This window comes from Photobacterium carnosum, assembly GCF_002849605.1.
Classification (GTDB): Bacteria; Pseudomonadota; Gammaproteobacteria; order Enterobacterales; family Vibrionaceae; genus Photobacterium; species Photobacterium carnosum.
Genome location: NZ_NPIB01000002.1, coordinates 195,604 through 209,671, shown reverse-complemented (window position 1 = coordinate 209,671; position 14,068 = coordinate 195,604). Strand labels below are relative to the sequence as shown.

9 protein-coding genes are annotated in these 14,068 nt (G+C 31.8%); all 9 read left to right on the top strand.

Annotated features, from left to right (window positions below; genetic code table 11):
• The first annotated feature begins 573 nt into the window (after positions 1-573).
• Entirely contained in the window at positions 574-1,821 is a 1,248-nt protein-coding gene (locus CIK00_RS03680) for a tyrosine-type recombinase/integrase (RefSeq protein ID WP_101767584.1), read from the top strand.
• A 3-nt stretch (positions 1,822-1,824) separates the two neighbouring features.
• A complete protein-coding gene (locus CIK00_RS03675) occupies positions 1,825-3,438 on the top strand; it encodes a hypothetical protein (protein ID WP_101767583.1) in 1,614 nt (537 codons plus the stop codon).
• Positions 3,431-5,701 carry a tyrosine-type recombinase/integrase gene (locus CIK00_RS03670; protein WP_101767582.1) on the top strand — a complete coding sequence of 757 codons (2,271 nt, stop codon included), beginning with the start codon at positions 3,431-3,433 and terminating at the stop codon, positions 5,699-5,701. Before CIK00_RS03675 ends, CIK00_RS03670 begins: the two co-directional genes overlap by 8 nt.
• 2 nt (positions 5,702-5,703) lie before the next feature.
• Positions 5,704-6,114 (top strand): hypothetical protein, encoded by a 411-nt coding sequence (locus CIK00_RS03665; RefSeq protein ID WP_101767581.1) that lies wholly within the window; start codon positions 5,704-5,706, stop codon positions 6,112-6,114.
• A gap of 72 nt (positions 6,115-6,186) precedes the next feature.
• Positions 6,187-7,932, top strand: a complete 1,746-nt coding sequence (locus CIK00_RS03660) for a DEAD/DEAH box helicase (protein WP_101767580.1) — start codon at positions 6,187-6,189, stop codon at positions 7,930-7,932.
• A 246-nt stretch (positions 7,933-8,178) separates the two neighbouring features.
• Positions 8,179-9,078: a WYL domain-containing protein gene (locus CIK00_RS03655; protein ID WP_101767579.1), complete on the top strand. Its 900-nt coding sequence runs from the start codon at positions 8,179-8,181 to the stop codon at positions 9,076-9,078.
• Between the two features lie 9 nt (positions 9,079-9,087).
• Positions 9,088-9,687: a DUF1819 family protein gene (locus CIK00_RS03650; RefSeq protein ID WP_101767578.1), complete on the top strand. Its 600-nt coding sequence runs from the start codon at positions 9,088-9,090 to the stop codon at positions 9,685-9,687.
• A complete protein-coding gene (locus CIK00_RS03645; RefSeq protein ID WP_101767577.1) occupies positions 9,687-10,250 on the top strand; it encodes a DUF1788 domain-containing protein in 564 nt (187 codons plus the stop codon). The genes CIK00_RS03650 and CIK00_RS03645 overlap by 1 nt, the downstream gene beginning before the upstream one ends.
• 49 nt (positions 10,251-10,299) lie before the next feature.
• Positions 10,300-14,016, top strand: a complete 3,717-nt coding sequence (gene brxC / locus CIK00_RS03640; protein ID WP_101767576.1) for a BREX system P-loop protein BrxC — start codon at positions 10,300-10,302, stop codon at positions 14,014-14,016.
• The last annotated feature ends 52 nt before the right edge of the window (positions 14,017-14,068 follow it).

Genomic DNA, 14,068 nt, shown 5'->3' with positions numbered 1-14,068 from the left:
AAAAAAGCAGGAGCTACAATACCACCCCAAAAATACCAATATTGAACGAAAATTGTTAGCTAACAGTAATATGTAGTATTTCAATACCACATTTTTACAGACAACATACCAAAATAAATATGATGATGATCACTTAAATCTACAGCACCTCCATTTGTATATCCCATTTCACAATGATGCATGCCAAATAAATAGTAATCAAGATCACATTTAAACAAAAAATATCAGATAAAATAAAATCACCATTAAATATTCTCTTACGTTTTCAAAATATATTATTAATAGCAACCACCAAATAACAACCATCATCATAAAAAACAAAAACAAAAAATAAAAATAATACTTTAAAAATAACACTTTAAAAACATAAGGTTACAATTAAAAACTTAATGTTATTCATTAAAAATAAAAATGCTTACACTTTTAATTTTTATTGTACTTAAATTATATTATAAAAAATAAAATCGTCTTTTAAAATAAACAGTTAGCGTTAAAAATACATTGAAAAATAACAATTTACAAACATAAAATAATATAGGAATATAGTTTAAAACAGCAGAGATTTGAATTTAAATGATTGTTAAAGTATATAAATGTAATCATGAAACATATGTTTCAATAGTTAATGATGATCAAATTCCAGTATCACATCATATATCAAACTATTTAAATATAGATATGAAAACAGCATCTTTTAATTCTAAAATAACATATGCTTATGAATTAAAGTACATTATTAATTTTTTTCACTCACTATCACCACCGATTAATTTAATTGAAAGAATAATCTCCAGAGAGCTATTAACAAGAAGAGAAATAGATATATTCTTAAATAAAGCAACGAAGTCATCTACAGAAAAAAAACCAACTATAAGTATGAAAAGAGTCTCTAGTAAAAAAGTTGAAAATTTAATTCACATGGCCAATTATCGGAATAATTTATTAAAGCCAGATAGTACAAAAAAAAGAATTAATAGACTTATTCATTTTATGGACAGAACAATAAAAAGAGTTTATATCGATTATAATGACTATGAAAAAATAGAAAAAAAATGGGAAGTACTAAAAGAATATTTATCTAATGGAAATAATAATTTCAAAAAAACAAACTCTAAAGTTAGATCAAACAAAAAAATTATATCAGATGATAAATTTAAAGAATTAATTGATTTAATTCAACCACATTCACAAAACAACCCATTTAAGCATAATAAATTTAGGAACTTTTTAATTATATCATTACTGATCGAAACAGGAATAAGGCGTGGGGCTTGTGCAAATATAAAAATATCAGATTTAAAAATGTACGGTACATTTGATGAGATAAAAATAACTAGAGATCATGATAATGAAACAGATGATAGACTTTTTAAAGCTAGACAAAAAACTAGAGAACATAGCATTTATATTACACAAAACCTAATGAAAGATATCAAATATTATATAACAAAAGTAAGAGAAAAAACCCCAAACGCAGAAAAACATAATTTCCTTTTTGTAACAGAGATGAATACAAAAAATACGATAGGGTCCCCTCTTTCATTGCAATCATATAATAAAATATTTAATAAAATCTCTATCTCATTAAATATACATATCACGCCACACACATTAAGACATAAATGGAATGAATTATTCGAAGATACAATAAACAATACAGACGCAACAAATATAGATAAAGAATCAATCCGTAATTTCCTTATGGGGTGGAATCCAGATTCAAAGATGGGGAATATATATAATGAATATTCTTTACAGAAAAAAACACAAGAGATAATGAAAAAAATACAAGAAGAAATAACATCAAATATAGATAGGTAAATTATGATTAACAATAACTCAACAAATAATATATTAAACAGAGAAACTATTGAATTTATCTCGTCAAATGGGCTTACTTTTAATGCGTTAGATGATTCATGGCTTTTAAATGATGTAGGAAGAAATGGAATTCGTCTAAATTTACACTTCCTTAAAGAAAAAAATTTTGATAATGAAACAATTATAGATATAAAATTAACTATCGCAAAAGCAGCTACTACTTTATCTATATCCACAATAAAAAATATGACTTACTGTTTGAAAAGTGAAAGTTATAAATCTTTATCGATAAAAGATATTAAACTATCATTACCAAATATTAACAATCACAATATTAAGGCATTACAAATTCTATTTAAACATCTAACTTACCATAACAAGCTAAAATATGTAGATACCTACAATTATTTAATGACTGTCAAAGTAAATAATAATAAAAATTACGACTCTAAAAAACACTCCTATTCTGATGTTGAAAAATATTCAATAATAACAAAACTAAATAACAAAATTCGCCAATCCATAGAGAAACAAATAATAGAGTCAAAAGATAATATGAATTATCTTATGAAAAAGAAATTAAAGCATCTTGGACTTTTAATCGCTATAAGATTGATGATGGGATTAGTAAGAAGACCATCCCAATTATCATGTTTAAAATGGATTGATATAATCCCAGTAGGTTCAAATTTTAACGATATAGAGATAAAAAATATATATAACTATTCTGATATAAATGAGCTACAAGTGAGGATGTTTAAAGGAAAACAAGGTGATCTTAAATTCAGGAAAAATGTTGAAAAATATCCTTTAATAATTAATCATGATATTTCTGAAGAATTATTATTCTATAGATGTTCTTATAAAAAAAGCCTAAAAATATATTTTAAAAAAAACTTCGGACAAATAGAAGATGATACCTTTGAATCTATTTTTTCTTTATGCCCTATTTTCTTCTGTGATACTTTATTTGAAATAGAAACAAAAAATATTGAAGAATTCATTTTAATGATCACAGAAAAAAGTCAAAGCTTTCATTACCCAATAGAATATTTTTCTCGAATCATTAATCAAAAATCAAAAATAATGAATATCCCCATATTAAATAACCGATGGCGACACACTATAAATACAGCTGCAATTCTCAAAGGACTTCCTATTAATGAGGTTGCAAAAATAACACAGATAACAGAAAAAGCAGTAAAATCATATATAGATTTAAATCATAATGAAAGAAATATGATTGATGAAAAATTTATTGCGAATGATTTTATAAACCATATTTTTTCTAAAAACATAATAGACATACTTGATAAATCAAAGAATATTATTATTAATGAAGATTCAATTATATTAGGCCAAAATGATTGTAATCATACCTGCTCTAATTGTAAATCTAGCCGCCCTATTGGTTGTTATGGTTGTGATAATTTTCATGCTTTAATTACGGCTAATCATGATGCTGTATTACAAGAAGCCAATAGGAAATATGACATAAGGAAGAGTTTAGGTGAGCCAATTTCAAACCTATCACGACTATCAACACAAATAAAACTCATAGAAAAAACTATTGAATCATGTCAATTAAAATTAAATAAGGATAAAGATTATGATTAATATTTATAAAGAAAACTTAGATAACCATTTAAAAGAAGTTATGAATAATGATTTAACCAATATTTATAATAAAGATAATAAACGAGCATCATGGGATGATAATATATGGATTTATGTATATGAAGATGGTACTAAGCAAAATATATACTTTTTAAATCCATTGTTAATTAAAAATCCCATAAGAACCAAGAATTATACCAAAAATGAAGTATTAGACAATAATAAAAAAAAGGTCGCTATGGCATTTACATTACATATCATCTCAACATTTAAAAATAAAGAATCAATTCGTCACATATTAATTTCAGGAAGATACTTCCATATTCTAATAGATGAATTACACTTATTGAATCAAGATATATTAAATAAAATATATTCTTCTAAAGACGATATGAGAAAACTTAAAGACGGCAGTGAATTTTTTTATTGGTGCCAGGATAATGGTTTTATTAGAAAATCATTAATAAAACCTAAAATAAAAGATGTTAATGCTAGATATGCAGATGAGCGTGAAGAAAGAAAAAAATCAAAACTTCCTGATGAAAGAGCGCTATCAGCTCTAGGTGGTATATTTAATCAATTAATACCACGAAAAACAGATGATATTACACCTATTTATGAAGGCCTTAGATATCATTATGTCATCGGCATGAGTGCACTTGCTATTTCTTCACCCAATAGGGTTTCAGCAGAGCAACTTACATTAAGAACTCAAGACTTATCAAAATATACAGACGTTCAATTAAAAGACAACCAAAAAATAGAAAAAACAGTCTACTGGATGGAATGGCAAGGTTCAAAAAATTATAAAGACAATAGAAATCATATCCTAAAATCGATGAAAGATCCTATAGAAAGAACTTTAAATTTTTTCAATAAAATCTGCGAATCAACAAGGGTTTTATGTCGTTTTTATGAAAATCCAACTAGCCCTTTACATAAATTATTAGGTAATTTCAATTCAGAATTAATATCAAAATTCAATTTAAATATACCCGTAAATATCTTTCAACTTGGTTATATTTTAGGTTTTTATAAAAATCAAGAGCAAATGATAAGACTTGACAGTAAACCAAAAGAAAAAACATATAAACATATTAGTGAATTAAAGAATAGTGATAAACTAAGATATAGAAGAGACAACCTCAATACTCTAATTGGGTGTGTATCTTCAAAATATAATGTAATGTTTGATATATTAGGAAAAAATAGTACTGTTGAAGAATTTCAAAAAAGATGGATACAACATATATATATAATTAATCCATTATTTCCTTATGATAGAATTTCATCAAATAAAATTAAATTATCTGAATCATTATTCTGTTTTAATGGAGCACAACTTGATCTAGGCTGTAATCAGTATCCTTTTCAAAAAAGTTTTTATTCCATTGCTAAACTATCAAGTTTAAGTACATTATTTTCACGTTCATTGAAAAAATGGACTAGTAATATAAAAAGAGGAAAAAACAAAACAATTTTTGAACACTTTGGATTAGGTTCAGATTTGTATATAACACCACATCAATTCCGTCATTGGTTAAATACAAAGGCATCAGAGAGTGGTATCCCAATAGATATTATCAGTATGTGGTCTGGCAGAAAAAATTCAAACCAAACATATGAATACATTCATATACCAGATGAAGATAGAATATCTCAAATTGCTTTTATAAATACCAATGAAGACATTAATAAAAAGGAAATAAAATTGATATCTTTTGAAGAGTATAAGAAAGCAACTAATAATGATTCTGCTAGTATCACTGCCACAGGAATTTGTACTCAAAATCTGATAACATCACCATGCATATATCTAAATGATTTTGTTTCTCATTGTACATTGTGCGTTTATAGTTGTCATGTAAAAGGCGATTCTAATGCATTAGATATATTAAAAAAAGATTACCAAATTCAAAAAATACGTTTATATAAGGTAAGTAAAAATCCACAAATCCGAAATTTCAAGAACTTACAAGAATGGTTTAAAATTCATTTTTATAATACAAAAATGTTGAAAAAATTAATTGAAATCATGACAGACAAAGAATTAAAAGATGGTTCACTTATTAGATTCATTAAAAATAGTAACGAATTTAAAATATCAAATTCTACAACAAAAAAAGTTAATTCATTAACTGTAAATATAATAAATGTTGATAAGGCGTTGAATTTAATCATAAGTAACTTAAAAAACAATGATAAACAGGAAGATAGTAAGGAACTATCACTACTATTAGCAAAATTTAAATTAAATAAATAGATATGGCATATTTATCATTAACATCTGAAAACCAACGAAATATACAAGCAATAATTAGATCATGGAATGGTAAATTAACATGGAATTTATTAATTAATAAAATCACAAACGAATTAGAAATAAAGACAACAAGACAAACACTAAACTCTTATCTTAGTATAAAAAACGAATATCAACTTAAAAAATACAACCAAAAAAAAGAGGGAATAAATCTATTAGTTAATGACTCTTACCCCACAATAAATTTAGAGATTGAAAATATAAAGTTAAAAGAAAAAACTCGTAAATTAGAAGCTAAAATTGAAATATTAGAGCAACAATGTGGATCACAATTAAAATTGATTGAAACTATATTTGAAAATGCAAGTAGGATTCCTAATCTTGATTTGAACTATTTAATCGAAGGGACATAATATGTAATTATACCTTCTCCATATTTTGGTCTTAGGTTAGAATATTGATTTAATTCATAGTAATTACTATCTATGTATACTCTAAGACCATATCAACAAGATAGTGTCAATGTCACCATTGAATATTTTCGAAAATATTCCACGCCTGCAGTTCTTACATTACCGACAGGTTCAGGTAAGAGCTTAATTGTCGCTGAACTAGCTCGTATTGCACGAGGTCGAGTTTTAGTTCTCACCCATGTTAAAGAATTAGTTGAACAAAACCACGCTAAATACGAAAGCTATGGTCTTAAAGCTGCTATTTTTTCTGCAGGCTTAGGTCGTAAAGAAACCGATCAACAAGTAGTGTTTGCTTCTGTTCAATCAATGGCAAATAGCCTTGATAAATTTAATGAGCAATTTTCTTTATTAGTTATTGATGAATGTCATCGTGTACCTGATGATGAAAACAGTGCGTATCGCAAAGTCATTAAACACGTACAAACAATAAACCCCAATATTAAAGTGCTTGGACTTACCGCAACACCCTATCGATTAGGGAGCGGTTGGATTTACAAATACCATACCCGTGGTCAAGTCAAAAGCGAATCTGATCATTTCTTTCGAGATTGTATTTTTGAACTACCGATCCGTTATTTACTTGATGAAGGATTTTTAACTGAGCCTAAAGTCATGGATATGGCTGTATTAGGTTATGATTTCTCATCACTAACACCTTCGAACACTGGTCATTATAAAGAAGCGGATCTTGATAATGTGATCGAAAAATCAGCTCGTGCAACACCGCTGATTATCGAACAAGTAATTGATTATGCTAAAGATCGCCGTGGTATTATGATCTTTGCATCTACAGTTAATCATGCACAAGAAATCATGGGATATCTCGCTCATGAAAATGCAGCTTTGGTCATCGGAGATACACCACTTGATGAACGCGATCGGATCATTAACGATTTTAAAACACAAAAAATCAAATACCTTGTTAACGTATCAGTATTAACTACCGGTTTCGACGCCCCTCATGTAGATCTTATCGCAGTATTACGTCCCACTGAATCTATTAGCCTTTATCAACAAATTGTAGGACGAGGCTTACGTTTGTTTGAAGGTAAAAAAGACTGCCTTATTCTTGAATATGCTGGTAACTGCTATGACCTATACCAACCTGATGTGGGCGATCCTAAACCTAATAGCGACAGTGAAATAGTCATGGTTCCCTGCCCTGCTTGTGGTTTTAATAATAGCTTTTGGGGCAAACTTGATCCTGCTGGTTTTCTGGTTGAACATTATGGTCGCCGTTGCCAAGGCTATTTTGAAGATGATGATACAGGCGAACGTGAAGAATGTGGTTATCGTTTCCGCGCTAAATATTGCGAAGAATGTGGCGCAGATAACGACATTGCAGCCCGTCGCTGTTATCAATGTGATGCGGTGATGGTTGATCCCGATAAAAAACTACGTGAAGCATTAAAGCTCAAAGATGCCATGATCATGAAATGCCATGATATGCGTTTAGAACCGGGTAAGAATAAATTTGGCAAACCACAACTTAAAGTGGTTTATATCGGCGATGAAAACAATGAAATTAACGAGGTTTGGCAGTTAGCAACCAAGACTCAAAAAAATGATTTTCTGACTAAATTTATTAATCCACACTTAGTAGATCGACATCGTCCATTTACTGATACAGCCCCTACAAAAGTGGCAAACAATGAACATCGATTACGACCACCAGAAATTATTATTGCTCGCAAAAGTGGTCGTTTTTGGGCTATTCGCGATAAATTGTTCGATCTTGATCAGTATCAGAATAATTAATTACCACACCGCATAGTCCAACTATGCGGTTACTATTTTGTATTATTTAGTTCATTAAAAAACTGTCGTTTTATAAAAGGTAACACATAGAAATACAGAACCTCCCCCCTCTTTTAATAATAATTACCTAGTACCAAATCACAAAAAAAAATTCATTTATAATCATTGATACTCACCCAGTTAAAATTGACGTAAGACCCAAAATGGTTCAAACTTCGTTTCAGAAATAACTCATAAAAAGATACTATGGAACAACTTAACTACGCTCAAAAACAAAGGCTTTCATTCATTGATTTTAAATTAATGTTTGTAGGCCACTTCACGCGATCAGAAGTTGTAGAACATTTCAAGATGGGATTATCAAATGCCACTAGAGATATCAATTTATACAAAGAGTTAGCGTCTAATAATTTAGTTTATAACAACGCAGAAAAACGTTACTTTCAAACAAAAAGTTTTACCCCTTTATTTAACCACAACAATAATGAAACTCTTGGTAAACTAGCCAATCAGCTATCAGGAAACGATAACGTTATTAATGGCTTAGGTATCCCTTTTGAAATGCCAAGCCAGCTTAATACGCTTAACATCAACATTGTTGCCACTTTGACACAAGCCGCTCTTAACAAAAAAGCAGTAAAGATTCGTTATGTTTCATTAACTAGCTCGGAAAGTAATAGAGTTGTAATACCTCACTCTATTGTTGATAACGGCTTACGTTGGCATATTCGTGCTTATGATTGTAAAAGCGAACAATTTAGAGACTTTGTTATTTCTCGTATAACTAAAGCCGAGTTATCAGATAAAAACATTTCTGAAAAACAAACAATACTTGCTGATAAACAATGGATGAGATTTGTACCACTTGAGCTGATCCCTCATCCACATAACATCAAGTTCCCTAAAGCCATCGAGCTTGACTATTCGATGATAAATGGAAAGTTATGTCTAGAAGTTAGAGCTGCTCTAACTGGATATTTACTCCGACGTTGGAATATTGATTGCTCAGAAAATGCGACACAAAACACAGCAGAACACCAACTTTGGCTAACAAATAGAGCCACACTCTATGGTGTGGATAATTTGCATCTAGCTTCTGGATACACTGATAATTTGAGTTCAATAATAACTAACACCACTAAATAGGACCTCGAAATGACAGAATACAAACAATACTTAGGTGACCTAATCGGTGGCAGCTTAATGATTAAAGAAAGCCAATTAATCGCAGAGTTATTACTTACTGATCCCACAAAAGAGCAATGGGATGATGCAATAGTAGAGCAAAATATATTACAAAAACGCTCTCCCGCTTCTGCAAAACGTAATGCAGCAACTATCAAAAAACGTATTGCGACACTGGATAACAATTTTCTACGCGCGCTAGCTGATGCAAACCATGAAGAAGCAGCTCAACTAATGGTAGCTGCTACGCTTATCAATTCGCCACTTCTTGCTGACTTTATGCGAACAGTTGTCATGGATGCAAAGCGTATGTATAGAGAAAGCCTTGATATGAAAGACTGGGAAAGCTTCTGGGAAGATAAATCCCGTTTATACCCAGAGTTAGCTGAAATGTCTGAATCTTCAACATACAAAATTGCACAAGTTGCTTTTAAAGTTATGACAGATGGTGGCTTCCTAGAAAGTACAAGATCGAAGCTATTAACTAACGTCTATGTAACTCCTGATGTTCGTAATTTATTAGTCAATATGAACAAAGAAGATATTATTCAAGCAATGGAAATCTACTAATGAAGCAGCTTCAACAACGACTAGATGCCATTCAATCTCGTTTAGAAAGTGAAAGCTTTCTTCACAACAAAGAACTCGGTGGCGAAATTGGTTTCTATATTTTTGACTATAAACCCGAACATGAGCTAGCCGTTCGAGAGCATATAGATCTACTTGAAAAGAAACTGCTTAATCGAGGAAAGACGTTTGCTAGTATCAATTTATTTGAAATGATAATTAAATTATTGAAAAATGAAGATATATTAGAAAGCACTTTCGAAATGCAAAAAAAAAGAAGTGAACGTTACTTTTTTAAAGCACTAAAAGCATCTCTTGAACAAAATCGTGTAGCCGAATTTATTGTAAAAGAAGCCAACATTGAAAATTGTGACTTTATAATGTTACACGGGCTTGGCAGTGTTTGGCCTATTGTTCGAGGTCATGGTTTACTCAATGCGTTGCATGCTAAAGTTGGACAAGTGCCCACCGTGATGTTCTATCCAGGAGTATATGATGGCTCTACGCTAAAACCTTTTGGCCGAATTGATTCTGACAATTACTATCGTGCATTTAAGCTAGCTTAAACACCCTATTTAAATAAAACAAATATAATAATTTTGGCAAGGAACATATATGTTGTTACGGACTCTGTTTAATAAAGATATCTCTCGCCCAATCAACGGTGTTGTTAAAGCTGATCAAGTTGAAAACGACACTATCTTTACCGAGTTAGATGAATATGTAATTACTTCTGAACTAAAAAGTCATATCGAACAATTTTTTAAGTATTACATGCCTTCAGTTGATGATCCTAAAAAAGCATCAATGACTGGTAAATCAGGTATTTGGGTATCCGGTTTCTTCGGTTCAGGTAAATCACACTTTATTAAAATCATGTCTTATCTACTTAAAAATGTAGAAACAACACATGAAAAAGACGGCCAAAACGTCACTAAGCGTGCTATAAATTTCTTCGAAGAAAAATTAGCAGAAGACCAGATCCTATTAGGGGATATGCGTCGTGCTATTCAAAAAGAAAATAACGTTATTCTTTTTAATATAGATAGCCGTGCAGATACTGATGATAAAGAAGATGCCATTCTAAAAGTTTTCTTAAAAGTATTTAATGAGAAGTTGGGATACTCAGGCGATCACCCTCACCTTGCTAATTTAGAAAGAACTTTAGATCAGCAAGGTACGTTTAAAAATTTTCAAAATAAATTTTCCGAATTATCAGGGAAAGAATGGCTAACATTCCGACATAATTATTATCATAAACTAGATGAAGTAATTGAAGCCTTCTCATATGCTACAGGACAAAGTAAAGAGTCAAGTGAATCTGTAATTGAACAACTTGATGAATTATTCACACTTGATATTCAAAACTTCTGTAAATGGGTTAAGCAAGATTTAGATAGCAATCCAGAACGTCGAATTTGCTTCTTCGTCGATGAAATTGGTCAGTATATTGGTCAAAACACACAAATGATGCTGAAGCTACAAACTATCACAGAAAACCTTGGTACTATTTGTGAAGGTCGAGCATGGGTAGTTGTAACTTCACAAGAAGATATCGATGCAGTATTGGGTAAAATGCAAGAAGGCTCTCGTAAAAATGACTTCTCTCGCATCCAACAACGTTTTGATCGTATCTCGCTATCAAGTTCTAACGTTAACGAAGTAATTGAAAAGCGTTTACTTGATAAAACAGAACCAGCGAAGCAAGCTCTTGAAGCGCTCTACAATGAAAAAGGCGATATCATTCGTAGCCAGCTGAGCTTTGAACATACCAATAAAGCTGAATTCTCTAACTTTACTGGTGCTGATAACTTTGTTGCTAGTTACCCATTTGCCCCATACCAATACAATCTTATTCAAAAAGTATTCTCAGGCATTAGTCAGGCAGGTGCGGCTGGCACACACCTAGCAAAAGGTGAGCGTTCTCTAATTGAAGCTTTTCAAACTGCGACAAACCAGTTTGTTAATGACAATATTGGTCGTCTGATCCCACTTTACAGCTTCTACCCTTCTATTAAGAAGTTCTTAGACACGGCAGTGGTTCGAGACATCAACCAAGCGTCAGAAAAAAGCTCTATTTCAGCATTTTCGATCCAAGTGTTACAAACACTGTTCATGATCCGCTACGTAGAAGAGATGAAGTCAACTATCGACAACATCGTAACGTTATGCATTTCAGAAGTGGATCAAGACAAACGTCAGCTGCGTATTAATATTACCGATAGCCTTGATGCCCTAGAAAACAACAATCTTATTGCTCGCCAAGGTGAAGAATACATTTTCTTAACCAATGAAGAAAAAGAGATTGAAAAAGAGATCCAAAATACAGATATCGAATCATCTGAAGAAACAACAGAGCTTAGCAAAATTCTATTTGATGAAATTCTAAAAAATAACAGTAACTACCGTTACCCAGAAAACAAACAAGATTTCCCTGTTTCTCGTTTCTGTAATGGACAACCATTTGATCGTATTACCGATAACGACCTGTTATTAAAAATCGTATCTCCAATTGATTCAAGCTACGATGAAATGAATGATGCTGTCTGCGGTAATGATTCAGCAGATGGTATTTTGATTAAACTACCTGATCAATCACGTTTATTCACAGAACTACGTACCTACATTCGTACTGCTAAATACACCAAACGTAATGCAGGCCGTGATGCTGATATGGAAATTCTTATCCGTGCAAAAGCTGCGGAAAACAGTTCACGACGCAAAAAAATTGTCGAAGAGCTTGAAGAATTACTCAAACAGTCAGAATTCTACGTACTGGGGAAAAACTACAATACCAAAGGGGCAACACCTGCCGCTATTGTTGACAACGCATACTGTCACGTTATTGAAAATACATTTAACAAGCTTAAGTTTGTAAAACTATACACAGGTGATATCCGTCAACAAATCCAGCAAACACTGATTGTTGATGATTTAAGCCAAATGAATGTTGATCTCTCTGATGTTGAAGCTAACCCTCGTGCTATTGCCGAAATGGAACAACACATTGCAATCAGTGATGAATACGGACGTCCGATAACTGCTGGCGATCTTGTTAAGAAATTCTCTCGTCGTCCTTATGGTTGGAACGATAATGAGGTCATTTTAATGATTGCCCGTTTAGCAGTCGCAGACAAAATCACCTTACAAGCAAACCAACAAGATGTTGCACTGCGCAGCGCCTTTGAACACCTAGATAAAACAGCTAAACGTGCAAACTTACGTATTCGCCGTATTCAGCAGCAATCTGAAGCGAACTTAAAAAAAGCCGCTAATATTTATAAAAATGTATTTCGTAAAAATGCACCCGTAACAGAAAAAGAGCTGTTTGAACAAGCAATATCCCATTTAAAAAAAATGCAATCAAAGCTAAAAAACTTTAAGACTAAATCAACCACAGGTAAGTACCCTGGCACTACAGAAATTGAAGATGGCATTACACTCATAGCCTCTTTACTGGAACAGAAAGGCAGCTACAAATTCATTGAAGAACTATTGCGCAAAGGCGATGAATTAGAAGATTTCGAAGAAGATTTTGATGATCTAGAAACCTTCTATGAAACGCAATTTACAACATGGCTGGCGCTTGCTAAAGCACTTACTTTCGATTTTGCGAAAAACCGTCATTTACTTGAAGCATCTGAAACTGCCGAAAAGGCATTAAACAAACTTGAAGCTATCTACGACGATGCACGACCGTATCGCAAGCTAAAAGATGTTCAATCGTTGATTGAATCAGTCAAAGAAGTTAATGATGTATTACTGGCAAACAACCGTAAAAAAGCCGTTTCTAAACTTGAAACAGCAATTAGCGCAGTAAAACAACATGCAGACGAATCAAAAGCTCCGGCAGATATCAGCAATAAAGCCTTACGCCCGCTTCAGCAAGCATTACAACGTTTAGAAAATCTAAACAGTATTGCCGAAATGAATGAAGAAGTTCGCAACTCTGAAGAACATGTAAAAGACGCAGAAGGCATTATTAATGCTTATATTGACTTTCAAGATAAAGAAGCCAAGCGAATTGCAGCACTAGAAACAACAAAAACACCAGAGCCTGTTATATCAGCTACGAATGGTACGCTGGATTTAGACCCTATACCACCGCAAAACTATGGTACAAAAACAGCAAACCCTAGTTTAGCTATTGGCGAGCCAACTAAACAACCAAGAGCGAAAAAAATTGTTACCGTTGACACTGGCTCGGTTTTCCGAGAGTTAAGTGACAGCAGTTACTTAGAGACAGAACAAGAGTTAGAAGCATATCTTTCTGCTTTAAAGACAGAGCTTTCTGAACTGATTACGACAAATCATAAAGTGCGAATCAAATAATAAAGTATAAAAATTCCACGCTGATAACAGCGTGGATTGTTCAACATAAAAT